The organism is Mesorhizobium sp. UC74_2 (genome assembly GCF_042701485.1).
Lineage (GTDB): Bacteria > Pseudomonadota > Alphaproteobacteria > Rhizobiales > Rhizobiaceae > Mesorhizobium.
Genome location: NZ_CP170562.1, coordinates 3,062,180 through 3,087,283 on the forward strand (window position 1 = coordinate 3,062,180; position 25,104 = coordinate 3,087,283).

Annotated in this window: 19 protein-coding genes and 1 pseudogene; 10 read left to right on the forward strand and 10 right to left on the reverse strand. The window is 61.7% G+C overall.

The annotated features are described in order from the left end of the window. The first annotated feature begins 48 nt into the window (after positions 1 to 48). Complete coding sequence (locus tag ACFJIU_RS14965; protein ID WP_379072747.1) at positions 49 to 507, forward strand: carboxymuconolactone decarboxylase family protein; 459 nt, start codon at positions 49 to 51, stop codon at positions 505 to 507. Positions 508 to 559: 52 nt separating this feature from the next. Here ACFJIU_RS14965 and ACFJIU_RS14970 read toward each other — a convergent pair whose 3' ends face one another. Beyond that, a complete protein-coding gene (locus tag ACFJIU_RS14970; RefSeq protein ID WP_379072749.1) occupies positions 560 to 1,417 on the reverse strand; it encodes an NAD(P)H-binding protein in 858 nt (285 codons plus the stop codon). Positions 1,418 to 1,474: 57 nt separating this feature from the next. On the opposite strand from ACFJIU_RS14970, the gene ACFJIU_RS14975 reads away from it, so the two are divergent. From ACFJIU_RS14975 to rpsI, 3 genes are all read left to right on the forward strand, one after another. After that, entirely contained in the window at positions 1,475 to 2,002 is a 528-nt protein-coding gene (locus ACFJIU_RS14975) for a winged helix-turn-helix transcriptional regulator (protein WP_379072751.1), read from the forward strand. A gap of 219 nt (positions 2,003 to 2,221) precedes the next feature. Further along, the gene (gene rplM / locus ACFJIU_RS14980; protein ID WP_129410383.1) at positions 2,222 to 2,683 is read left to right on the forward strand and encodes a 50S ribosomal protein L13; all 462 of its coding nucleotides are present in this window, start codon (positions 2,222 to 2,224) and stop codon (positions 2,681 to 2,683) included. A 2-nt stretch (positions 2,684 to 2,685) separates the two neighbouring features. After that, positions 2,686 to 3,162: a 30S ribosomal protein S9 gene (rpsI, locus tag ACFJIU_RS14985; protein WP_129410384.1), complete on the forward strand. Its 477-nt coding sequence runs from the start codon at positions 2,686 to 2,688 to the stop codon at positions 3,160 to 3,162. Between the two features lie 88 nt (positions 3,163 to 3,250). On the opposite strand, the gene ACFJIU_RS14990 is transcribed toward rpsI, so the two are convergent. From ACFJIU_RS14990 to ACFJIU_RS15000, 3 genes are all read right to left on the reverse strand, one after another. After that, a complete protein-coding gene (locus ACFJIU_RS14990; protein WP_379072753.1) occupies positions 3,251 to 4,303 on the reverse strand; it encodes a glycerophosphodiester phosphodiesterase family protein in 1,053 nt (350 codons plus the stop codon). Between the two features lie 112 nt (positions 4,304 to 4,415). After that, positions 4,416 to 4,805, reverse strand: a complete 390-nt coding sequence (locus ACFJIU_RS14995) for a hypothetical protein (protein ID WP_379072754.1) — start codon at positions 4,803 to 4,805, stop codon at positions 4,416 to 4,418. Positions 4,806 to 4,955: 150 nt separating this feature from the next. After that, positions 4,956 to 5,579: an invasion associated locus B family protein gene (locus tag ACFJIU_RS15000; RefSeq protein WP_129410386.1), complete on the reverse strand. Its 624-nt coding sequence runs from the start codon at positions 5,577 to 5,579 to the stop codon at positions 4,956 to 4,958. 288 nt (positions 5,580 to 5,867) lie between these two features. Here ACFJIU_RS15000 and ACFJIU_RS15005 point away from each other — a divergent pair, with 288 nt between their 5' ends. Next, entirely contained in the window at positions 5,868 to 7,682 is a 1,815-nt protein-coding gene (locus ACFJIU_RS15005) for an extracellular solute-binding protein (RefSeq protein ID WP_379072756.1), read from the forward strand. A gap of 119 nt (positions 7,683 to 7,801) precedes the next feature. Continuing rightward, positions 7,802 to 8,477 (forward strand): annotated as a pseudogene (locus ACFJIU_RS15010) (DsbA family oxidoreductase). Between the two features lie 5 nt (positions 8,478 to 8,482). Here ACFJIU_RS15010 and mfd read toward each other — a convergent pair. Next, complete coding sequence (mfd, locus tag ACFJIU_RS15015) at positions 8,483 to 11,971, reverse strand: transcription-repair coupling factor (RefSeq protein WP_379072758.1); 3,489 nt, start codon at positions 11,969 to 11,971, stop codon at positions 8,483 to 8,485. A 7-nt stretch (positions 11,972 to 11,978) separates the two neighbouring features. Beyond that, entirely contained in the window at positions 11,979 to 12,281 is a 303-nt protein-coding gene (locus tag ACFJIU_RS15020) for a succinate dehydrogenase assembly factor 2 (protein ID WP_379072760.1), read from the reverse strand. A gap of 186 nt (positions 12,282 to 12,467) precedes the next feature. Here ACFJIU_RS15020 and ACFJIU_RS15025 point away from each other — a divergent pair, with 186 nt between their 5' ends. From ACFJIU_RS15025 to recG, 3 genes are all read left to right on the forward strand, one after another. Then, a complete protein-coding gene (locus ACFJIU_RS15025) occupies positions 12,468 to 12,722 on the forward strand; it encodes a hypothetical protein (protein WP_165358006.1) in 255 nt (84 codons plus the stop codon). A 123-nt stretch (positions 12,723 to 12,845) separates the two neighbouring features. Further along, positions 12,846 to 14,711, forward strand: a complete 1,866-nt coding sequence (locus ACFJIU_RS15030; protein ID WP_379072762.1) for a RiPP maturation radical SAM C-methyltransferase — start codon at positions 12,846 to 12,848, stop codon at positions 14,709 to 14,711. Between the two features lie 76 nt (positions 14,712 to 14,787). After that, on the forward strand, positions 14,788 to 16,896 hold the full coding sequence (recG, locus tag ACFJIU_RS15035; RefSeq protein ID WP_379072764.1) for an ATP-dependent DNA helicase RecG: 2,109 nt from the start codon (positions 14,788 to 14,790) through the stop codon (positions 16,894 to 16,896). 79 nt (positions 16,897 to 16,975) lie between these two features. On the opposite strand, the gene ACFJIU_RS15040 is transcribed toward recG, so the two are convergent. From ACFJIU_RS15040 to ACFJIU_RS15055, 4 genes are all read right to left on the reverse strand, one after another. Then, positions 16,976 to 17,701, reverse strand: coding sequence for a DUF502 domain-containing protein (locus ACFJIU_RS15040; RefSeq protein WP_379072766.1), 726 nt, complete (start codon positions 17,699 to 17,701; stop codon positions 16,976 to 16,978). Between the two features lie 107 nt (positions 17,702 to 17,808). Beyond that, entirely contained in the window at positions 17,809 to 19,632 is a 1,824-nt protein-coding gene (glmS, locus tag ACFJIU_RS15045; protein ID WP_379072768.1) for a glutamine--fructose-6-phosphate transaminase (isomerizing), read from the reverse strand. A gap of 256 nt (positions 19,633 to 19,888) precedes the next feature. Then, on the reverse strand, positions 19,889 to 21,238 hold the full coding sequence (gene glmU / locus ACFJIU_RS15050) for a bifunctional UDP-N-acetylglucosamine diphosphorylase/glucosamine-1-phosphate N-acetyltransferase GlmU (RefSeq protein ID WP_379072770.1): 1,350 nt from the start codon (positions 21,236 to 21,238) through the stop codon (positions 19,889 to 19,891). An 80-nt stretch (positions 21,239 to 21,318) separates the two neighbouring features. Further along, entirely contained in the window at positions 21,319 to 22,065 is a 747-nt protein-coding gene (locus ACFJIU_RS15055) for a cytochrome c biogenesis CcdA family protein (RefSeq protein ID WP_379072772.1), read from the reverse strand. A gap of 475 nt (positions 22,066 to 22,540) precedes the next feature. On the opposite strand from ACFJIU_RS15055, the gene topA reads away from it, so the two are divergent. After that, positions 22,541 to 25,102, forward strand: coding sequence for a type I DNA topoisomerase (gene topA / locus ACFJIU_RS15060; protein WP_379072774.1), 2,562 nt, complete (start codon positions 22,541 to 22,543; stop codon positions 25,100 to 25,102). Positions 25,103 to 25,104: the final 2 nt, after the last annotated feature.

Genomic DNA, 25,104 nt, shown 5'->3' on the forward strand with positions numbered 1-25,104 from the left:
GGGCGCGGAAATCGTCGTGAACCTCGATCTAACACGGAGATGAAAGCCATGCAGGCCCGAATGAAGAACCCCGTCTTTGTAATCCCCGAAGCCATGCAGGCGCTGATGGCGCTCAACAAGGCGACGGAAAAGAGCGGCCTTTCCGAGGTCACCACCAAACTCGTCCATCTGCGCGCCAGCCAGATCAATGGATGCAGCGTGTGCGTGGACATGCATGCGCAGGAGCTGAAGAAGGCGGGAGAGACCGACCGCCGTATCTTTGCGGTGGCGGCCTGGCGCGATACACCGTTCTTCAATGAGGCCGAGCGCGCGGCGCTTGCACTCACCGAGGCCGTGACGCGCATTGCCGACCGCTCCGACGCAGTGCCGGACGATGTCTGGAATGAAGCCGCCAAACATTACGACGAGAAGGCCATCTCCGGGCTGCTGTTGCAGATCGCCCAGATCAACGTGTGGAACCGGCTGAACGCCAGCGTGCGGCAGGTGGCTGGCGCCGCGTGGAATTGATTGAAAAACACGTCGAGGGCCGGGAGCAACCCGGCCTTCGACACGGTTTTTGCTATGCTGGCTGAGCCTGGAGCCGGCGAACGACGTCGCCAATCGATTCTTCGAGCGAGCGAGGTCTGTTTCCTGAAAGGGTCTCGACTGCGTCGGTCGTCGCAGCCACCCATCCCTCGGCGACGGGATGGAAGATTGCCGCCAGAAGTTCGGCATAGCCCTGAGACAGTCCGCCGGCCACCGTTTCGGCGATGAAGGTGCGGTCGTCTATCGAACTGTAGCGGATTGTCCGGCCGAGCGCCTCCGACAACAGCGCAGCTGCCTCGGCATAGCTGTACGCCCTGGAACCGGTCAGCGCGAACGCCTTGCCGTCATGGCGGCTCGTCACCAGCGCGCCGGCGGCAGCAGCGGCGATGTCACGGGCATCAATGAAACTTGTCTTCCCCTCACCCGCCGGCACGCGAATTTCACCGGCTTGCACGCCCCTCGCCCAATAAGTCGCGAAATTGTCGCTGAACCAGTTGGGGCGCAGGATCACGAAAGGCGTGCCGGAGCGTTCAAGCTGCAGTTCCAGTTGCCGGAACGGAATGGCATCGCTGGCGTCGACGCCGATCGCCGTCTGGAGAACCACCTTGATCTTGCGTGACGCTGCGGCCCTCACCACCGGCCCCAACAGGCCGAGCTGGTCGAGATAACCCGCCGGGGAAACGCCATAGATGCGATCGACGCCGTCCAGCGCCGGCTCAAGACTGTGCGGATCGGACAAGTCGAGCCGGACGGGTTCGGCACCGGCCGGCAGGCTCGGGGAGGCAGCACGACTTGCCGCCTTGACCTGCTCTCCCTTACGCAACAATTCGGCGACCAGCGGTGCTCCGACATTGCCTGTCGCCGCCAGAACCAGGATCTTTCCTTTGGACATATCAAACTCCTGACGCTTTCTTTTCGAAAGCGGGTTTCAAACAGAAGCTTGTTAGCCATGGGAAACGTAGATAAAAAGAAGGCACTGTCCGGTTACAAGGTGGTGCGTGCCGCACCCAAGTTACCGGCAGGTAATCGCCCCGACGGACAAGCAGCCATGCGCAACTATGACGTCTATGCCGAGAATTGCCCGACAAGGCTGCTGCTCGATCATATAGCGGACAAATGGACCGCGCTGGTCTTGTGGAAAATCTCGGACGGACCGGTGCGCTTCAACCAGTTGCGCCGCGACGTCGAAGGCATCTCGACAAAAGTGTTGTCGCAGACCCTGAAACGGCTCGGCCGCGACGGGCTGATCGCGCGCAAGGTCTTCGCCACCGTACCGGTTACGGTGGAATATTCGATCACCCCGCTGGGCAACACGCTCGCCGAGAAACTCTCGGCCATCACGGAGTGGGCCGAAGCCAACATCGAAGCGGTGATTGCAGCCCAGGAACGCTTCGATCGCGAGTGTGTCTGTGCAGACGGCCCCGAGGCTGCGAATGGCGAGAAACGCGGCCTTATTCAGGCGGCCGGAATGCGGTAAAATAATACCTCACTTTTAACATATTGTTTTTAAACGACTTTTTGAAAAACCATTGATTTTCGATCGCTTGACGACAGCAATGGCCTCTCCTATAAGCCGACGCAAAGCAGCGGCCCGCAAAGGCCGCCGTTTTGTTATTGGCAATGGGCGGATGCCGGCTGCCAATGAAAGCAACAAGAAACGCCTTCTTTTGAAGGTCCGAAACGAAAGCATGTAACCATGGCAACCTTTTCGCAGAAGCCTGCGGACGTGGTGAAGAAGTGGGTGCTGATCGACGCCGAGGGTCTCGTCGTCGGTCGTCTGGCATCGCTCGTCGCCAACATCCTGCGCGGCAAGAACAAGCCCACCTTCACGCCCCACGTCGACGACGGTGACAATGTCATCATCATCAACGCCGACAAGGTCGTTTTCACCGGCAAGAAGTACACCGACAAGGTTTACTACTGGCACACCGGTCACCCCGGCGGCATCAAGGAGCGCACTGCGCGCCAGCTGCTCGAAGGCCGCTTCCCGGAGCGTGTTGTCGAGAAGGCCGTTGAACGCATGATCCCGCGCGGCCCGCTTGGCCGTCGCCAGATGAAGAACCTCCGCGTCTATGCCGGCGCTGAGCATCCGCACACCGCCCAGCAGCCTGTGACGCTCGACGTCGGCGCGCTGAACGCCAAGAACAAGAGGGCTTGATAATGGCTGAGCTTTCCTCGCTCGCAGAACTCGGCTCGGTCGCGCAGACCGCGCAGCCGGCCGCTCCGGTCCACGTCCAGAAGCTCGACAAGTCGGGCCGCGCCTATGCCACCGGCAAGCGCAAGGACGCCATCGCCCGCGTCTGGGTGAAGCCCGGCTCCGGCAAGATCACTGTCAACGACAAGGAATTCGGCGCTTATTTCGCGCGTCCGGTCCTGCAGATGATCCTCAACCAGCCGATCATCGCGGCAAATCGCGCCGGCCAGTACGACATCGTCGCCACTGTTACCGGCGGTGGTCTCTCCGGCCAGGCCGGTGCCGTGCGCCACGGCATCTCCAAGGCGCTCACCTACTACGAGCCGGCGCTGCGCGCCGTTCTCAAGAAGGGCGGCTTCCTGACCCGCGACAGCCGTACCGTCGAGCGTAAGAAGTACGGCAAGGCCAAGGCCCGCCGCAGCTTCCAGTTCTCGAAGCGCTAAGCGTTTCACGGAATCGATCGAAAAGGCCGCCTTCGGGCGGCCTTTTTGCTTGCCTGAGGGCAGAAGTTGTCCCGCTGCCCTTGCAGGGTCAATTGATGCTGGCTGTTGTCGTCGGCACTTCAGGCCGCCTTTCACCATAGGGCACACGATAGCCCTTGGCCGCCAGCCACTCGATCGCAGCCCGTGGCTCGTCCGTCTGGATGATGGTGGCGCCGCGCTCGGCCCAGAAACCCCAGCTTTCGGCAGGCATGGCCGCCGCTACGGCCAGTTCATCGCCGCGCCCCCCGGCGAGGAACCCGCCAGGTTTGTTGAGGATGGCATAGGTGTTCGCCCACAGATGCCAGCCGCCACGCACGGCAGTTGCACGCATTCGGGTCGAGAACAGCGCACCACCGGTTTCGGTCAGCGTCTCGGCACCATTGCGCCAGTTGATCAATTCCATCGCATGGGAATTGAAGGTCCGGGCAACCTTCTCGACAAAAGCCGCATCGCGCACGGCATCGTCGGCAATGATCGGCATGAACTGGAAGCCCCTGCCCGCGGCCTTCAGAGCGGCCCCCACCTCGGTGATGCGTGCGTCGCTCCAGATGTTCTCCTTGACCACGACCTGTTCGGCCATGCCAAGCGCCCTAGCCTCGGCAATGATTCCGGGCAATGCGTCAGTGCCAAGCTTGTTGTCGACATTGACCAGGATGCGCCCGCGCGTGACAGCAAGCAATTCGGAGAGTGTCGAGACAGTTTCGTTCGTTTCGACGCGTCCCGCCTCGATGACCAGCCGGCAGCTTTTGAGCTCCAGAACGGAGCGTTCCGCAGCCTCGCCTTTGCAGGTCGTGGTACGGTCGAGCCAGCTGTCATGCATGATGATGAAGGTGCCGTCCTTCGAGCGACGTACATCGACCTCGATCATCTCGGCACCCGCCGAGATCGCATCCTCGATCGCAGCCAGCGAATTTTCTGCGAAGCGCGCCTTGCCGCCTTGCAGGCCGCCGGCGCGATGCGCGACGACCATGACATGGTCACGCCATTGGTTTGCATGCTGCAGGCGATCGAGCACGAGTGCAGCGCGATCCTGCCCCGCGGCAGATCCGAACGTCATCGTCAGCATGGCGGCCAGTGCCGCGCCGAGCCGTGCCATCCGCATAGAGAATCGCTCCGTGCCGGAAAAGGCGATTTGAAAATCGCCGGGATCGGCGCCGCTCATAGCGGCCCGGCATGACGACGGCGTGAACGAAGCCGGCTTGCAAGAGGAACGCTCAGGGCGTGAGAAGCCGCTCGCGACCACCGGGCTCCATCATTTTGAGCCTGGTTTCAGCCCCATCCGCATCAAGGATGACATAACTTTGGTCGTCACCGCCGACAAAGCTCAGTCCCGCACCCGTGAGAGAAGCGCCAATCTTTACCGCAGGCTGGCCGTCGGGTTGGATCAGCCGCAACAAGGTTGTTTCGGTAGCGCCCTCGGCTGGAGGCTGGATGGTGATGGTGGCACGCAGCCGCCCCTCCTTGTCGATAATCTCCAGTCCATTGCCTCGCAAGATACCTGGCTCGCTTAGGGCTCGTGCGGGCAACACCCGGTCCAGTCCCATCCCGAAAAGCAAGGCAAGATTGGTCACGGTCAGTGCTGTCAGAAGCGTTTCGCGTTTCATTGCAGTTCCTCCCGTCGCTATGGAGAAGACAAGCCCGCCAAGGGCCAGACCATGCTGCGTGAACGCTATCTGACGGGCGGGGCATCCCGCCAACAAAAAAACCCCGGCCTGAGCCGGGGTTTCAAGTGCTTCATGGCCCTCGAGTGGCGATTACTGGGCCGTCTTGGCCTTCTCCTGCTCTTCCTTGAGCTTCTTGGAGAAGTCCTGGTTGTTCTTGTTGACGAACTCCTGCAGCTTCTTCTGACGGTCTTCGATGTCAGACTGCTGCATGGCCGGGCCGTCGAAGGCGGTGCCGAAACCTGTCAGCGGAATCTTGATCGGGTTCGGCTGTGCCTGGAAATTGATCGAGGTCAGCGTGATCTGCTGGCCCTTCTTGAAGGAGGTGACGAGCTGGTCGGTCAGCGGCACCTCGGCAACGCAGCGATCCGGGAAGCAGATGACATAGTCGAGCTTCTGCGCCTTGTTGTTGTCGATCTGGAGCGCGATGCCGGGAGGAACCAGACGGCCGCTCGGTACGGTGACCTGGAACACCTTGCGGTTCACCTTGCCGCGCAGGTCAATCAGGCTGACGCCGGTGATCAACTGGCCGTTTCCGGCGGTCTGGATGTTCTGCACGTTGCAGATGTCGACGTCTTCCTGCTTGGTGCAGGCCTTGAACCAGCCCTGCGGGATCTGCTGCTGAGCGGAAGCAGCCGGAACGCCCGCACCCAGGATGCCGACGACGCCAGCGGCCATGAGCGAAAGACGATGAGCTTTGCTGTTCAGGCTCTTCATATGATGAACTTCCTCTACCTTGATCCCCGTAGCGGCCTTCAGACCTTGGCGTGCTACCTCTTGCCCAAATGAGGCAACAGAATGACTTCGCCCGGCGTGTTACACCGGCATTGTTCCCGAATCCAGCCCACCAGCGCATTTCCTGCCCAGTTTGGCCGTTCTGTTCTTTGCCAGCTTCGTCAGTCGGCTTGCGCCAGTTGCCCGACCATTTGTTGACTATGGCCACGGTACGGCCACAGCTCATGCTAGGTTGCGTCTCGAATCACACGTTCCGTTCGAGGATACGGCATGAGCCGCTCTTTTTACTGGCTGACCGCCGCGTTTCTCCTGATTGGCAGCGCTTCGACCCTGGCTGAGCCGAAATACGGCATCGCCATGCAGGGCGAGCCGGAACTGCCGGCCGGGTTCAGCCATTTCCGCTACGCCAATCCCGATGCGCCGAAGGGCGGAAACGTCACCTATTGCGTGGTCGGCTCGTTCGACAATCTCAATCCCTTCATCATCAAGAGCCTGCGCACCACCGCGCGCGGCATGATCGACACGATCTACGGCAACCTCGTCTTCGAGCCGCTGATGCAGCGCAACTACGACGAGCCGTTTGGCCTCTACGGCCTGCTTGCCGATAGCGTCGACATGGATCCGGAGCGCAAATGGATCGAGTTCCACATCGATCCCAAGGCCAGGTGGTCGGACGGGCAACCGGTGACGCCGGAAGATGTCCTGTTCACCTATGACGTCTTCACCGAAAAGGGTCGCCCCCCTTATTCCGATCGCATGAAGCGGGTGGAGAAGCTGGAAAAGACCGGCGAGCGCAGCGTGCGCTTCACCTTCAACGAGCTGTCGGACCGGGAATTTCCGCTGATCATCGCGATGACGCCGATTATCCCGAAACACGCCTTCGACAAGGAGACCTTCGACAGGACGACCCTGAAGCCGCTGATCGGTTCTGGCCCCTATACGGTCGACAAGGTTGCTCCGGGCCAGCGCATCATCTTCAAGCGCAATCCCGACTACTGGGCCAAGGATATCCCTTCCAAGCGTGGCTTCGACAATTACGACCGCATCACGATCGAATATTTCCTGAATTCGAACGCGCAGCTTGAAGCCTTCAAGAAGGGTATCTGCGCCGTCAACATGGAGACCGATCCGGTCAAGCGCGAGCGCGACATGGATTTCCCGGCCTTCAAGCGCGGCGAGGTGGTGGCGGAAACGTTCAAGAGCGGTATTCCGCCGGTGGTCACCGGCTTTCTTTTCAACACCCGCCTGCCGGAATTCGCCAATGTCGAAGTGCGCCGCGTGCTGGGCATGCTTTACGACTTCGAATGGGCCAACAAGAACCTGTTCAACAACCGCTACGCGCGCCTGAAGAGCTTCTGGCAGGATTCGGAGCTTTCGGCACTCGGCCATCCGGCCAGCGACAAGGAGAAGGCGCTTCTGGCACCGTATCCAGGCCGCGTGCCCGCCGACGTCATGGACGGCACCTGGCTGCCTCCCGTCACGGATGGCAGCGGCCAGGACCGCAAGGTCCTGAAGGCGGCCTTCGAGATCCTCAAGGGTCAAGGCTATCATATTGAAAACGGCCAGTTGCTCGACAAACAGGGCCAGCCCTTTACATTCGAAATCCTCACCTCGTCGCAGGATGAAGAACGGCTCGCATCGCTCTATCAGCGTACGCTGGCCAAGATCGGCATCACCGTTTCGATCCGTTCGCTCGATGGCGACCAGATCCAGTCGCGTAAGCAGCGTTACGATTTCGACGTTCTGATCGGCGCCAGCGGCTTCAACAATTCGCTCTCGCCCGGTATCGAGCAGCGAGGGCGCTGGGGATCGGAAGCGGCCAAGGTCGACGGCTCGTTCAATCTGGCCGGCGTTGCCGAACCGGCCGTGGATGCTGCAATCAACGCCATGCTCAACGCGCGCACCAAGGAAGATTTCGTTGCCGCGGTACGCGTGCTCGACAGGTTGCTCATCTCGGGCAACTATATGGTGCCGATGCAGTACAATCCCGACCAGTGGGTCGCATACTGGAGCTATCTGGAGCATCCCAAGGTAACGCCGCTGTTCGGCTACCAGTTGCCGGTATGGTGGCGCAAACCGGACTGAACCCCAGAGCGATTTTCTCCGCGCACCGCGGAAATGCTCTGACACTTTGTTTGTACGCGATTCCGGACAGAAACCGCTTCACTTCTCCTGGAATTGCCCTACCGCGAAAGGACGAAGCGATGAGCGAGACCCTGAGCATCGACGTGGTGTCGGATGTCGTCTGCCCCTGGTGCTTCCTCGGCGAGAAGCGGCTGCAGCATGCGATTGCAAGCCTGAAGGACGTAAGCGTCGAGGTGCGCTGGCGGCCATTCCAGCTCGACCCGAGCATTCCGCCGGAGGGCAAGGACCGCAAGGCCTATATGCAGGCCAAGTTCGGCGACGGTGACCGCTTGAAGCAGATCCACGCCAACCTGGCATCGCTGGGCGCAGTGGAAGGCATCTCCTTCGACTTCGACGCCATCAAGGTGGCTCCCAACACCTTGGACGCACATCGCGTCATCCGCTGGGCAGGGACTGCCGGTATTGCCGTCCAGAACAAGCTGGTCGATCGCTTGTTCAGCGCCTACTTCGAACGCGGGGGAAAACACCGGCGCCCCCCATGTGCTGATCGAGGCCGCGCGCGAGGCCGGCATGGATGTCTCCATCGTCGAGACCTTGCTGCCGACCGATGCGGATGTGGAAGCCGTGAAGGCCGAGATCGCGACCGCCGCACGCATGGGCATCACCGGCGTTCCATGCTTCCTGATCGAGGGGCGCTATGCGGTGATGGGCGCACAGGACACCGACACGCTCGCCGACGCCATCCGTCAGGTGGCCGAAGCCAAGGCGCGCGGAGAACTGGAAAAGGCGGTCTAGAGGACCTACACCGCCAGTTTCGCGAGCTGCGTCATCACCACGGCTGAACCTGCCAGCCGCTTTTCCGCCGTCGGCCAATCGCGGGTGAAGACCACGCTTTGATCCGGCCTGATCTTGGCCAGGGATCCCTGTTCGCCGATGAACTTGACCAGGGCCACGGGATTGGAGAATTCCTTTTTGCGGAACTGGATCACGACGCCCTTCGGACCTGCGTCGAGTTTCTCGACATTGGCCTTGCGGCACAATGCCTTGATGAAGACGATCTTCAGCAGGTGCTTCACTTCCTCCGGCAATGGACCGAAGCGGTCGATCAGTTCCGCACCGAAGGCATCGATCTCCTCGGTGGTCTCCAGATCACCGAGGCGTCGGTAAAGCGCCAGCCTGAGCTGCAGGTCCGGCACGTAGCCTTCGGGGATCATGACGGCGGTGCCGACGGTGATCTGCGGCGACCAGCCGGTGTCGGCAACCTCGCCGGAATCCTTCACCTCTGCGACAGCCTCTTCCAGCATCTGCTGGTAAAGTTCGAAGCCGACCTCCTTGATGTGGCCGGATTGCTCCTCGCCGAGCAGATTGCCGGCGCCGCGGATGTCGAGGTCATGGCTGGCGAGCTGGAAGCCTGCGCCCAGCGTGTCCAGCGACTGCAGCACCTTCAGACGCCGATCGGCGGTGTCGGTGAGTTTCTTGTTGGCCGGCAGCGAGAACAGCGCATAGGCACGCACCTTCGAGCGACCGACCCGGCCGCGCAGCTGATAGAGCTGGGCCAGGCCAAACATGTCGGCGCGATGCACGATCAGCGTATTGGCCGTCGGAATGTCGAGACCGGACTCCACGATCGTGGTGGAGAGCAGAACGTCGTACTGACCGTCATAGAAAGCATTCATGATGTCGTCGAGCTCGCCCGGCGGCATCTGGCCATGGGCAACTGCCACTTTGAGCTCGGGTACTTCTGCCTTCAGGAAATCGTGGATTTCCGACAGGTCCGAGATTCGCGGCACGACGTAGAATGAATGGCCGCCGCGATAACGCTCGCGCAGCAGCGTTTCACGGATGACCAGCGGATCAAACGGCGAGATGAAGGTGCGCACCGCCATGCGGTCGACCGGCGGCGTGGCGATCAGCGACAGTTCGCGCACACCGGTCAGCGCCAATTGCAGCGTGCGCGGAATCGGCGTCGCCGACAGTGTCAGCACGTGCACGTCGCTCTTCAGCTCCTTCAGGCGCTCCTTGTGCTTGACGCCGAAATGCTGCTCCTCATCGATGATCAGCAGGCCGAGGTTCTTGAAGGAGATGGAGGAACCCAGCAGCGCGTGGGTGCCGACGACGATATCGACCGTGCCATCGGCGATGCCTTTCTTGGTTTCAGCAAGTTCCTTGGCGCCGACCAGCCGCGATGCCTGGCGCACGCGGATCGGCAGACCTGAAAAGCGCTGCGAAAAGGTCTTGAAATGCTGGCGCGACAGCAGCGTCGTCGGCACCACCACGGCGACCTGGAAACCTTCCATGGCCGCGATGAAGGCGGCCCGCAGCGCCACTTCGGTCTTGCCGAAGCCGACGTCGCCGCAGATCAGGCGATCCATCGGCCGGCCGGCGGAAAGGTCCTCGGTCACTGCATCGATTGCCGACTGCTGGTCGTCGGTCTCTTCGTAAGGGAAGCGTGCGGCGAACTCGCCATAAAGCCCGTCGGCGGGCACCATGGCGGGCGCTGCACGCATCTGACGCTCGGCAGCGATGCGGATCAATTGGCCGGCCATGTCGAGCAGCCGGCGCTTCAGCCTGGCCTTGCGTGCCTGCCAGGCACCGCCGCCCAGCTTATCGAGCGTGGCTTCGGCCGAGTCCGATCCGTAGCGGGACAGCAGTTCGATGTTCTCGACCGGCAGGAACAGCCGGTCATCGCCGGCATAGCGGATTTCCAGGCAGTCGTGCGGTGCGCCGGCGGCCTCGATGGTTTTCAGGCCGACGAACCGGCCGATGCCATGATCGGCGTGAACGACGATGTCGCCATGCGACAGCGAAGCTGCCTCGGCGATGAAATCGGCAGCGCGCTTCTTGCGCTTGGAACGGCGCACCAGCCGGTCGCCCAGAATATCCTGTTCGGCCACGACGACCAGTGCGTCGGTCTCGAAGCCGGTTTCCAGAGGCAGGACCGCCAGACCCGCCTCGCCCGGCGCCAGCTTTTCAGCGTCGGCGAGCGACGCGACCTGCTTGATGTTGCCGAGGTGGTGTTCAGCCAGGATCTGGCCGAGACGATCGAGCGAACCTTCGGTCCAGCCGGCGACGATGACCCGGCGCCTGGCGGCACGCTCTTCGGCGATGTGTTTGACCGCCACGTCGAAGACGTTTGCATTCGGGTCGGCGCGTTCCTCGGCGAAAGAGCGACCGGCACGGGAACCGGCGTGGAAAACCTTGCGCCCCCCGGCGTCCGGTGCATCGAACGGCGTGAATTCGATCTGCTCGCGTTCTCCGGTTGCCGCCTTTACATCATCCGGCGCCAGATACATCAGCGCCGGCGCCACCGGCTTGTAGGGCACGGCATCCTTGAGCGCCGCATCCGCCTGTTTGCGCCGTGCCTCATAGTGGTCGAGGATGAGATCGTGCCGCTCGGTCAACGCCTCATGCGACAGGTGATCAAATACCACCGGCGCTTCCGGCAGGTAGTCGAAAACCGTTTCCAGCCGCTCGTAGAAGAACGGCAACCAGTGTTCCATGCCGGCGAAGCGACGCCCTTCGGAGACCGCAGCATAGAGGCCATCATCGCGCGACGGCGCACCGAAGGCCTCGATGTAGGAGCGGCGAAAGCGGCTGATGGTTTCCGGCGTCAGCGCCACCTCGCTCATCGCCTGCAGTGTCATCGCCTTGCGCTGGCCGGTCGTGCGCTGGCTGGCGACATCGAAACTGCGGATCGATTCCAGCGTGTCACCAAAGAAGTCGAGGCGCAGGCCTTCGCTCCAACCCGGGGCGTAGAGATCGAGGATGCCGCCACGCACGGCGAATTCACCGATATCGCGCACCGTCGGCACGCGCTCGAAGCCGGAATTCTCCAGCCGCGAAATCAGCTTGTTCATGTCGACCTGATTGCCGGGCCTGGCGTGGAACGTCTGGCCCTCCAGCAATTCGGCGGGCGGCATGCGCTGCAACAGAGCGTTGACGGTGGTCAGCACGATGGCCCGATGCGGCTTCCTGGCCAGAGCGATCATCGCCGCCAGCGCATCCAGCCGGCGCCCGGCGGCATCCGAACCCGGCGAAACACGGTCGTAAGGCAGGCAATCCCAGGCTGGGAGTTCCAGCACCGGCAGTCCGGGTGCGACAAAGGCAAGCGCCTCGACGATGGCAGGCAGACGCTGGCCGTCACGAGCGACGAACAGCAGAGGCCCGTCGGGTGCGATCTCGTTCGCCGCCTGAACCAGTGCAAAGGCTTCAAAGCCATCGGCGACACCGTCGACGATACAGGAGGCTGCGCGGCCCTTGGGCAGGCCGATTTTAGGTATCAGGCTCATGGTCGTTTCAGAATTCAAGCGTTTCGCGCGACGCCAGGATCTTGTGCAGGATCGGCAGATCGATGTCACCGGGAACCGGTTCGCCTCCGGTCAGCCAGGGCATCAGCACGGTGTCGGAAATTTCGAGGAGTTTTTCATATTGATGGATCTCGGCGGCGGTCAAGCTGGCGATCTCGCGCTCCGCGAAATTGCCAAGGATGAGATCCATCTCCTTCATGCCGCGATGCCAGGAACGGAACAGGAGCTTCTTGCGATGCGGGTCCAGTTCATTGTTCGCCAATCTTGCGTTCGATCGTGTCGTTGCGGTCATGGCGGCGGCATCCCTTACTTGCAGGGCGCATATAGCGTGGATAGGCGGCGGTGTCAGCCTGTTCCCCGACGAACGCAGCTCAGTCGACGGTCTCCTCGACTGTGATTGATCTCACAGTCACCTGCCCGGCTTCGTGATCAGATTTCCGGTGCACTCAAGCACCTGGTCACATGAGGGAGCATGATTATGGTCAAAGCAGTCACCAAAAGTCCCGTCAAGACCACTGCCGCCAGCCTGAAAAGCACCGATGTAAAGTTCGGCGACAGTTTTCTCAGCGATCCGTCGAAAGCCTTGAAAGCCAAGGGCCTGGTCATTTCAGACGCCGAGGCCACCCGGCTCTCCCGCGAAGTCGCCAAGCTGAGAACGCGCCCCGGCGGCGCGCTCACCGGCTCCGAGGCCGCGGAAACCGAAGTCACAGTATCCGTCGGCGTCAAATTCTGACGAAGACTGGGAGATCGACGGCGGTAAACCGCCGTCGATCCAGCATGCGTTCATCGTGCAGAGCCCTCCGCGCCATGCGTACCGACGCGGAGGGAGTTTCCCCGACAAAAACAGAGGTGCACCATGTTCGACGCAGACTACAGTACAGCCGACATCCTTGTGGTCGTACCGCCTTTCGCCAGCCCGGATCGACCGGCTCTCGGTCCGCACGTGATTGCGGCGCGCGCAGCGCAGGCCGGCTACGAAGCCCGAGTGCTTTATGCCAACCTCTCCTTCGCCAGCAGGATCGGCGTTCGCCGTTACCAGAAGCTCTGCGGAACACCGACCGGACTGCTGATCGGGGAACGGATTTTCGCGCGCGCCATGTTCGGAACCAAGGCGCATGGGCGCATGGAACCCGAAGTCGCACGCGCCATTGCCGCCGCGACCGCCCCATCAAGCGTCACGCTCGACTGGCTCCAGCAAACCGCCAGGCAATCGGCCGATGATTTCTCCGCCGCACTCGCAGCGATGCCCGCAACCATTATCGGTTTCAGCACCGTCTTCGAGCAAACCCTGGCTGCGCTATCCATCGCAAAACGAACCAAGAAAGCGGCACCGGGCAAGATCTTCCTGCTCGGCGGCGCCAATGTCGACGGCATCATGTCGGAAGGCATCCAGCCACTGGCCGGCTCGATCGATCACATCTTCTCGGGCGAAAGCGACGTCTCCTTCGTCGATTTCCTGACCAATCTGCGCGATCAAAAACCGGGTAATGGCAAGATCATCCGTGGCGAACCGCTCGAGGCCCTCGATGACTCGCCGATGCCCGACTACGATGATTATTTCGCGCAAATGGCGCAGACGGTAGGCTGCGACATTCACCCCGACGGACTGCGTCCGGAAGAAATCTGGCTGCCTTATGAAACAAGCCGCGGCTGCTGGTGGGGAGCCAAGCAGCATTGCACCTTCTGTGGTCTCAACGCCAACGGCATGCAGCATCGGCAGAAATCGGCGGAAAAAGCATTCACCGAACTCAATGACCTCGTTGCGCGACACAAGTCGACGAGGATCATGATGGTCGACAACATCATGCCGCACTCCTACTTCTCGACCCTGCTTCCGGAACTGGCCAAGGCCGAGAACAAGGTTGGCATCTTCTACGAACAGAAGGCCAATCTCTCCTTCCAGAAGATGAAGCTGCTGAAGTCGGCCGGGGTCGAGCGCATCCAGCCCGGCATCGAGTCACTCGCGACCTCGGTGCTGAAACTGATGCGCAAGGGGAGCACGCTGAAGATCAATCTCGACTGCCTGCGTTTCGCCAGGGCGCTCGGCATCGAAGCCGCCTGGAATCTGCTGACCGATTTTCCCGGCGACGAAGACATTGCCTATGAGGTCACGGCACGCCTGATCCCGCTGCTGCAGCACCTGCAGCCACCAGTCGGGGTCGGCCAGCTCAGCATCGAACGGTTCAGCCCGTATTTCGACAGGAAGGACGACTACAAGATCACCAACGTCCGGCCGATTCCGGCCTATGGTCTGGCGTTCCCGACGATCGAACGCGCCGACGACATCGCCTATCACTTCACTGGCGACTACGATTCCAGCCTTCGCCGCAGACCGGACCTGGCGCGCCGGCTGGGTGACGGTGTCGAGGCCTGGAAAGCGGCCTGGGCGCCGGACCGCGTCATGCCGGTCCTGTGCGTGCTCGACCTCTCACCCGGCCGTTACCTGCTGGCGGACACGCGTGCCTGCGCCGATGTGGATGCCGAAATCCTCAACGAAGCGACAATGTCGGCCTATCTTTCCGGTATCGGCAACCAAACGGTACTGCGACGCGGGCTCGATCGGGGCTACCTGCATGATGACTATGGGCTGCTGTTGCCACTGGCGACGGCAACCGAACATCTGCTCGAGAGGTTCGAGACACCCCGCAACCATGCAGCCGGCTTGGATCGGCACGCAGCTGGATCAGCGAGCACTCACTCCCTGAAAACCGCCAGCGCCTGACAACCGCAAATCTGAAGCGACAGGAACCGGCCGCATATGCCTTGCGCATGCGGCCGCTTCCGCGCTTATTGCAACGATGCGCCCTTCCCTGCTCGACCCGCTGTTCTCATCCATCACGACGCTGGCCGGGGTCGGATCAAAGGTGGCAACACTCATCGAGCGGGTTCTGCCGGTGGATCTCGGCGACCGGGAGGCGCGTGTCGGCGATCTTCTGTTCGTGCTGCCGAACTCGGTCATCGACCGCCGCAATCGGCCGGGCATAGCCAATGCGATCGAAGGTGCGATCGTCACGCTGGAGGTGCGGATCGATCGACACCAGCCACCACCACGCGGCAACCGGTCTGTGCCCTACCGGGTCTACGCGCATGATGACACCAGCGAGATCACGCTGACCTTCTTCCACGCCCATGCCAGCTATCTCGAAAAGGCAATGCCCGAGGGCGAGCTGGTCGTGGTGTCCGGCCGCATGGAGTGGTTCAACGGCCGGCCGAGCATGGTGCACCCCGACCATATCGCGCTGGCAAGCGATGCAGGCAACCTGCCGCTGGTCGAACCGGTGTATCCGCTCACGGCAGGGCTATCCTCGAAAGTGCTGCGGCGTGCCATTGGCCAGGCGCTGGAGCGTGTGCCAGCGCTTTCAGAGTGGCAGGACGCCGGATTCATGCGGCGTCATACCTTTCCATCATTCGCGGCAGCGCTTGGTCGGGTGCATAATCCGGAAAGCCCGATCGATGCCCAGCCGGAAAGTGCGGCCTGGCGCAGGATCGCCTATGACGAATTCCTGGCAGGCCAGCTGTCGCTGGCGCTGGTGCGCTCTCGAATCCGCAAGTTATCAGGCAGGCCGTTGAACGGTGACGGCCGCATCATCGAACGGCTGCGCACCGCCCTGCCCTATTCGCTGACGGATTCGCAGGAAGCAGCACTTGCCGAGATCCTCACCGATCTTGCAACGCCCGAACGCATGCTGCGCCTGCTGCAGGGCGATGTCGGCTCCGGCAAGACAGTAGTTGCATTGCTGGCCATGGCGCGGGCGGTCGAGGCGGGCGGGCAGGCAGCACTGATGGCGCCGACCGAAATCCTGGCGCGCCAGCATCTCGCCACCATCGCGCCGCTGGCCGAAAAAGCCGGGCTCACGACAGCCATCCTCACCGGCCGCGAAAAGGGGCGCGAACGCACCGAGACGCTGGCCAGGCTCGCCGACGGCTCGATCGACATCGTCGTCGGCACCCATGCCCTGTTCCAGGAGAGCGTGGCTTTCAACAACCTGGTCTTTGCGGTGATCGATGAACAGCACCGCTTCGGCGTGCATCAGCGGCTGGCCATCACCGCCAAGGGAGATGCCCCCGACATGCTGGTGATGACGGCGACGCCGATCCCGCGCACGTTGGTGCTGACCGCATTCGGCGACATGGACGTCTCCAAACTCACCGAAAAACCGGCGGGGCGGCAGCCGATCCGTACCGTGACCTTGCCGCTGGAGCGGCTGGAGGAACTGGTCAGCCGCATCCGCGATGCGGTTGCCGAAGGCCAGAAGATCTACTGGATATGCCCGCTGGTCGAGGAGTCCGAAGAGATCAGGCTGATGTCTGCGGAAGATCGTTTCGCTTCGCTGAAACCGGTGTTCGGCGATCGTCTCGGGCTCGTGCACGGCCGCATGAAAGGCGCCGAAAAAGACGAGGCCATGCGCGCCTTCAAGGAAGGCGAGACCCGCGTGCTGATCGCCACCACGGTCATTGAAGTGGGCGTCGACGTGCCGGACGCCACGATCATGGTGATCGAACATGCCGAGCGCTTCGGCCTGGCGCAATTGCATCAGCTGCGCGGTCGCGTCGGTCGCGGCTCTAAGCCGTCGAGCTGCGTGTTGCTCTACAAGGATCCCCTCGGTGAAACGGCAAAGCGCCGGCTCTCGGTGATGCGCGAGACCGAGGACGGCTTCGTCATCGCTGAAGAGGATCTGAAGCTGCGCGGCGAAGGCGAGCTTCTCGGCACCCGCCAATCAGGCACGCCTGGTTTCCAGGTGGCGCGCATCGATGTGCACGCCGACTTGCTGGAGGCAGCGCGCGACGATGCAAGACTGATCCTTTCGCGCGACCCTGAACTTCAGGACGACCGCGGCGAGGCGCTGAGGCTGCTGCTTTATTTGTTCGGGCGCGATGAGGCGGTGCGGCTCTTGCGGGCCGGTTGAGGCTAGAGCGTTTCCGTTCTTGCGGAAACGCGGAAACGCTCTAACTCCTTGTTTTTCTGCAATTCCGAACGGAAAACCGCTATGCACTTTTCCTGGAATTGCTCAAAGTACCGGCAGGCGGATTGCCGAGATCGATCAGTTGCCCATCCGGTCCCTTGACCTTTTTCCTCGGATCCGGCGCGACAAGACCGGCCGAGACGATCAGGCGGGCGCCCTCCTCGATGGTCATGTCGAGCATAACGATCTCGGACTTGCGCACATACATCAGGAAGCCGGTGGTCGGGTTCGGCGTACATGGCATGAACACGCCGATCAGAGGATCTCCGGCGACATCCAGCTTCTCGTTGATCTCGGTGTGCTTTTCGCCGGCGACGAAGACCAGCGACCAGACATCCTTGCGTGGATATTCGACCAGCCCGACCTGGCGGAACATTTCGCTCTTGTTTGAAAGAACGGTCTCGAAAATCTGCTTCAGGGAACCATAGATGCCGCGTACCAGCGGCATTCGTCCGAGCAGGCGTTCGCCGAAGGTGACGATGGCGCGGCCGACGATGTTGGCGGCAAGGAAACCGATCAGCGTGATCAGCACCAGCGCGACGATGAGCCCGAAAACAGGAACCGGAAACGGCAGGTAGGTGTCGGGATTGTAGCGCCCCGGAATGTAGGGTTTGACCCAGGAATCGACCCAGCCGACGAACGACCACGCAATATAGGCGGTGATCGCCAGCGGTGCGCAGACGACGAAGCCCGCGAGGAAATAGTTCCTCAGCCGGGTTATCGCTGATGTTCTGGGTGTATCCGACATTCCGTGCTTGGCCATGCTCTAAGATTGTGCGCTGCACCTATCTTAGAGCATCAACACGAATGGGCGACAATCACTATCGCGACAGGACCAACGCGACAGGCTGGCAGTTACTCCACCGTGACTGATTTGGCCAGGTTACGCGGCTGATCGACGTCGGTGCCCATGAACACCGCCGTGAAATAGGCCAGCATCTGGACCGGCAGCGCGTAGAGTATGGGCGCGATGATTTCCGGCACATCCGGCAGCACGATGGTGTCGATGGTCTTGACTGTCGACTTCTCGGCGCCCTTCTTGTCGGTGATCAGGATGATCTTGCCGCCACGCGCTGCAACCTCCTGCATGTTCGAAACGGTCTTCTCGAAGATGCGGTCGAACGGAGCGATGACGACGACCGGCATGTTTTCGTCGATCAGTGCGATCGGTCCATGCTTGAGCTCACCCGCTGCGTAGCCTTCCGCGTGGATGTAGGATAGTTCCTTGAGCTTCAGCGCGCCCTCGAGCGCCAGCGGGAAATTGGTGTCGCGGCCGAGATAAAGCACATCGCGGTGATGGGCGAGATCGCGCGAGACCTTCTCGATCTGCTCTTCCAGCTTGATGACCTGGCTGGCCAGACGCGGCGCCTCGGCGAGCTGCTTGACCAGCCTCGTCTCGTCATCTGGCGAGATGAAGCCACGAGCAACACCAGCGCGCACGGCCAGTGCCGCCATCACCGAAAGCTGACAGGTGAAAGCCTTGGTGGAAGCAACGCCGATCTCCGGCCCGGCCAGGATCGGCAGAACGATATCGGCTTCGCGCGCCATGGTCGATTCGCGCACATTGACGACGACGCCGATCGGCACGCCTTCCTTGCGGCAGTAGCGCAACGAGGCCAGCGTGTCGGCGGTCTCGCCGGACTGGGAAATGAAGAGCGCGGCGCTGTTCTTCGACAGCGGCATTTCGCGGTAGCGGAACTCCGAGGCGATATCGATATCAACCGGAAGCCTCGCCAGGCGCTCGAACCAGTATTTGCCGACGAGGCCGGCAAGATAAGCGGTGCCGCAGGCAGAGATCGCCAGGCGGTCGATCTTGGCGAAATCCCATGGCAGGTCCAGCGCCTTGGCCTTGCCATTGGTAAAATCGATGTAGTTGCCGAGCGTGTGGGAAATGACTTCCGGCTGCTCGTGGATTTCCTTGTGCATGAAGTGGCGATGGTTGCCCTTGTCGACCAGGAACGAGGTGCCGATCGACTGCTGGCGCTTGCGCTCGACCTTGTTGCCATCCATGTCGAAGATGGTGATTTCGTTGCGGCGCACCACCGCCCAGTCGCCATCTTCAAGGTAAGTGATGGAATTGGTGAACGGCGCCAGCGCGATGGCGTCCGAGCCGAGATACATCTCACCCTCGCCATGGCCGACCGCGAGCGGCGGGCCGTTGCGTGCACCGACGATGAGGTCGTCGTCGCCCTTGAACATGATGGCCAGTGCGAAAGCGCCTTCAAGGCGCTTCAGCGCGTTGTGAGCGGCCTCCACGGGCTTGGCGCCGCGCGCCATTTCGCGCGAGACCAGATGAGCGACGACTTCGGTGTCGGTCTGCGAGGAGAATTCATAGCCATCCGCCGAAAGCTCGGTGCGCAGCTCGGCAAAATTCTCGATGATGCCGTTGTGGACGATCGCCACGCCATTGGAGAAATGCGGATGTGCGTTGGTTTCATTGGGAACGCCGTGCGTCGCCCAGCGCGTGTGACCGATGCCGATGGTGCCATCGAGCGGCTCGGCCTGCAGCCGACGCTCCAGATTGACCAGCTTGCCCTCGGCGCGGCGTCGCGACAGTTCGCCATGTTCGATCGTGGCGACACCGGCTGAATCGTAGCCACGGTATTCGAGCCGCTTCAGCGCGTCGACGATCAGCGGTGCAACCGGCGAATGGCCGACAATTCCCACAATTCCGCACATAAAAAGTTGCCCCGATTCCTCTTGGCGATCACCCGGCCGCTGTTTAATTGACCGCTGTCGCCCACGACAATCACATTGCGTTTCGTCCAGTCTTTTGACTTAGAGCGTTTCCGGTTTTTCCGGAAACACTGAAACGCTCTAACTTTTTGCGCAATTCCGAATGGAAAACCGCCACGCACTTTTCCTGGAATTGCTCTAGACCTGCTCCGGTGCCTCGTATGACAAGCTCTTGGCGAAGTCCAGCCGCAACAACTTCCTATTTCTTGACAGCAGAAGCTCGGCGCTCGCGCAGTTCCTTGCCCTTGCCAGGCAAGGTTTTCTGGCGCGCGCGACCGAATGCCAAAGCATCTTCCGGAACATCTTCCGTAATCACACTGCCGGAAGCGATGTATGCGCCGTCGCCAAGCTTGATCGGCGCCACCAGCGACGAGTTCGAGCCAACAAAAGCGCCGGCCCCGATGTCGGTGAAGAACTTGGAATAGCCGTCATAATTGCAGGTGATGGTGCCCGCGCCGATGTTGGCACCGGCGCCGACGCGCGCGTCGCCGATATAGGTCAGATGGTTGACCTTGGCGCCGGCCTCGATCCGGGCGTTCTTGACCTCTACGAAGTTTCCGACCTTGGCCTTGGCCGCGAGATCGGAGCCTGGGCGTAGGCGCGCGTAGGGGCCGATGTCGGCATTGGCCGCAACGGTAGCACCTTCCAGGTGACTGAACGCGTGGATCTTCACGCCGCCGGCGATGGTCACGCCCGGACCAAAGAACACATTGGGCTCGACCACCGTATCCTGACCGATCTCAGTGTCATATGAGAAGTAGACCGTCTCCGGCGCGATCAGCGTAACGCCGGCAAGCATTGCCTCCTTGCGCCGGCGCTTCTGCCAGATGGCCTCCGCTTCGGCGAGCTCGGCGCGATTGTTGATGCCGAGCGCGTTCTCGTAGCCTGCCTCGGTTGCAACGACATCCAGCCCCTTGCCGTTGGCGATCTCGACGATATCGGTCAGGTAGTATTCACCCTTGGCGTTGGCATTGCCGACGCCGTCAAGCAGGTCGAGCGCGTGCTTGCCGGAGACAGCCATCATGCCGGCATTGCAAAAACCGATCTTGCGCTCCTCATCGGTGCAATCCTTTTCCTCGCGGATCGCGATCATTTTGCCTCCCTTTTCAAGCAGCCTGCCATAGCCGGCAGGGCTTGGCGGGCGGAAGCCGATGACCACCACGGCAGCTCCTTCGGCGAGCCTGGCCCGCGCCTCACCGAGAGCCCCGGCATCGATCAAGGGGGTGTCTCCAAACATGACGAGGACGTCATCATACCCCTTGGCGATGGCTTCGCGTGCAGCCAACACGGCATGCGCGGTGCCCAGGCGCTGTTCCTGGACGAAGGTGCCGGCCCGCGGCGCAAACTTTTCCGCTGCCTTGCGCATCTCCTCGGCGCCATGGCCGATCACCAGAGCGATGTCGGTGGCACCGGCGGTCTCCGCAGCCTTCACCACATGCGCCACCATCGGCAGGCCGGCAATCTGGTGCAGGACCTTGGGCAGCGCGCTTTTCATACGCGTGCCTTCGCCGGCGGCGAGGATGATGGACAGGCAGGTTCTGGATGTCATGAGCGGCTACCGATGCGGGAAAGACGAATGGCTTCTAGCATCGGCGCATTATGGTACCAATACGGTTAAATTTCGGGCTGCTATCCGAGACGCCCGAGTGCTGGAAAGTTTTCGAGCAGCCAGTAGGCCATCACCTGCACGCCACCGGTCAGGAAAAAGACGCCGGCAACAACCAGCAGCGCCCCGATTACCTTCTCGACCCTACCCAGATGAACACGGAACCTGCCCAGGAAGCGCATGAACGCCCCGGAAAACAGCGCGGCAATCAGGAACGGAATGCCTAGGCCGAGCGAATAGGCGGCGAGCAGCAACGCGCCTTCGCTCACGGTCTCGCGTCCACCCGCCAGCGTCAGGATCGGGCCGAGCACTGGGCCGATGCAAGGCGTCCAGCCAAAGGCGAAGGCAAGGCCCATGACATAGGCGGCGACCGCGCTGGCCGGCTTGCCCTGCGACTGGAAACGCGCTTCGCGCGACAGGAGCGGAATGCGCAGGACACCCAGGAAATTCAGGCCCATCAGAATAATGAGGGCGCCGGCGATCATCGCCAATGGCTCCTGGTAGACGCGCAGCAGCCGTCCGATCGTCGAAGCGCCGGCGCCCAATGCGATAAAGACGGTGGAGAAGCCAAGGACGAAGGCGACGGAGGCAGCGATCAACGCGCCGCGGGCTCCGGCCTTGGCCGCGACACCGGCATTGCCGCGGAAATCGTCAACGGAAACGCCGGCCATGTAACACAGGTAAGGCGGGACGAGCGGAAGCACGCATGGCGACAGGAAGGAGATGGCCCCTGCCCCGATCGCGCTGAGATAGCCGACATCCAACGCCATGTTTAATGCTCCGTCCGTTGCGCAGCAGGATATAGCCTCGCCAGGGCCAGGGCTCCAATCACCATTGTGTGGCAAGTCAGCGCAGAACGGTTTTGTCAGCGATGACGAAATCGTGAGGCAAGGAAACCGTGAGAAAGCGGATTGCAGATGCTCTCTGCCTGCCGGCACCTTTGGCATACCCCTCGGGTCGGGACTTCGAACTCGCAATGGACAACAGTTCCTGTTGCAGTTCTGTCCGTCGCAAGATCGCGGCCCCGAGTCGACAGGACCAAAGTCGCCATATTGACGGACTGTCCATGCGCACCTCGGGTAGCAGAAGATCGCCCTTCAAATACGTGAGTTACGCCCTGCTCGACATATGCAATTTGAGGCGACCTCTTGACCGGACCGAAAAGCACGGCCATGTGACGGGCGGATTTTTCAGCTTCCGGCGCTCCATTTTCTGGTTTGACGCCGCACGGGAACGCAGCCGCTCATGGACATCGTCGTCGTCGAGTCGCCGAACAAGGTTAAAAGCATCAACAAGTATCTTGGCCGGAACTACAAGGTTCTGGCCTCCTTTGGTCATGTCCGTGACCTGCCCGCCAAGGATGGTTCGGTGAAGCCCGACGAGGATTTCGCCATGTCCTGGGCAGTCGACACGGCTTCGGCCAAACGACTGACCGATATCGCCAAGGCTGTGAAAGAAGCCGACGGCCTGATCCTCGCAACCGATCCGGATCGCGAAGGAGAAGCCATTGCCTGGCACGTTCTGGAAGTCCTGAAGCAGAAGAAAGTGCTGAAGGACAAGCCGGTCAGGCGCGTCGCCTTCAACTCCATCACCAAACAGGCAGTGCTCGATGCGATCGCCAGCCCGCGTGAGATCGATCCGCCGCTGGTGGACGCCTATCTGGCGCGTCGTGCCCTGGACTATCTGGTCGGCTTCACGCTTTCACCGGTCTTGTGGCGCAAACTGCCGGGCGCCCGTTCTGCCGGACGCGTGCAGTCGGTGGCGCTGCGTTTCGTCTGCGATCGCGAGGCTGAAATCGAACGCTTCGTTCGCGAGGAATACTGGCAGATCGCCGCCATTCTCGGCACGCCGCGCAATGATAGCTTCGAAGCCAGGCTGACGGTCTATGAAGGCAAGAAGCTGCAGAAGCTCGACATTTCCTCGCAGGTCATGGCCGACGACATCAAGGCGATGCTGGAAGGCGCATCCTTCCGCGCGCTCTCGGTCGAAGCCAAGCCGACCAAACGCAATCCTGGACCGCCGTTCACCACCTCGACGCTGCAGCAGGCCGCCTCGTCACGCCTCGGCTTCTCGGCCCAGCGTACCATGCAGGTTGCCCAGCGGCTCTACGAAGGCATGGACATTGGCGGCGAGACGGCAGGCCTGATCACCTATATGCGTACCGACGGCGTCCAGATGGCGCCCGAGGCGATCTCGGGAGCTCGCGACACCATCGCCAAGGAATTCGGCGCCAGATATCTGCCCGAAAAGCCGCGTCACTACACGACCAAGGCCAAGAACGCGCAGGAAGCCCACGAAGCGATCCGCCCGACCGATTTCAACCGCACGCCGGCCGAGATGCGCAAGTATCTCGATGCCGACCAGGCGCGGCTCTACGAAATCATCTGGCAGCGGGCGATCGCCAGCCAGATGCAGCCGGCCGAGATCGAGCGCACCACGGTCGAGATCGAAGCACGCAATGGCGCGAAGGTCGCCGGCCTGCGCGCGGTGGGTTCCGTCACCCGCTTCGATGGCTTCATCGCAGCCTATACCGACCAGAAGGACGAGGATTCGGACGACGAGGAAAACCGGCGTCTGCCGGAAATCCGCGCCGAGGAGACGCTGAAGCGCGAACAGATCAGCGCCACGCAGCACACGACCGAGCCGCCGCCCCGCTACTCCGAAGCATCGTTCATCAAGAAGATGGAAGAGCTCGGCATCGGCCGTCCCTCGACCTATGTCGCGACGTTGAAGACGCTGGAAGACCGCGACTACATCAAGATCGAGAATCGCAAGCTGATGCCTCAGTCCAAGGGCCGGCTGGTTACCGCCTTCATGGAGGGCTTCTTCGAGCATTATGTGGAGTATGACTTCACCGCCTCGCTCGAGGAGAAACTCGACGAGATTTCCGACGGCAAGCTCGCCTGGAAGGACGTGCTGCGCGATTTCTGGAAGGATTTCTCCGGCGCTGTCGACGGCATCAAGGAATTGCGCGTCACCGACGTGCTCGACGCGCTCAACGAAGAACTGGCGCCGCTCGTCTTCCCCGAGCGCGAGGACGGCTCCAATCCGCGCATCTGCCCGAAATGCGGCAACGGCAACCTTTCGCTGAAGCTCGGCAAATTCGGTGCCTTCGTCGGTTGTTCGAACTATCCCGAATGCGGCTACACCCGCCAGCTCGATGGCCAGAACGGCAATGGCGATAATGGCGCGGTCGAAGACGGCACCAAGCTGCTCGGCAAGGATCCGTATACCGCTGAGGAAATCACGCTGCGCTCGGGGCGTTTCGGCCCCTACGTGCAGCGCGGCGAAGGCAAGGATGCCAAGCGCTCCAGCCTGCCCAAGGGCTGGACGGCAGCGACGATCGATCACGAGAAGGCGCTGGCCCTGCTGTCGCTGCCGCGCGATGTCGGCCAGCATCCGGAGACCGGCAAGATGATCTCGGCCGGCCTTGGCCGTTACGGCCCGTTCGTGCTGCATGATGGCACCTATGCCAACGTTGAAAGCATCGAGGACGTGTTCTCCATCGGCCTCAACCGCGCCGTATCGGTGCTCGCTGAAAAGCAGTCGAAGGGACCAGGCGGACGCAATGGCGGCACGCCGGCAGCGCTGAAGGATCTAGGCGAACACCCTGCTGGCGGCGGCAAGATCACGGTGCGTGACGGCCGCTACGGTGCCTATGTCAATTTCGGCAAGATCAACGCGACCCTGCCCAAGGGCAAGGACCCGCAGACAGTGACGGTGGACGAAGCCGTCGCGCTGATCGCCGAGAAGGAAGCCAAGGGCGGTGGCGGCAAGAAGCCGTTCCGCGGCAAGAAGAAGGGATAGGG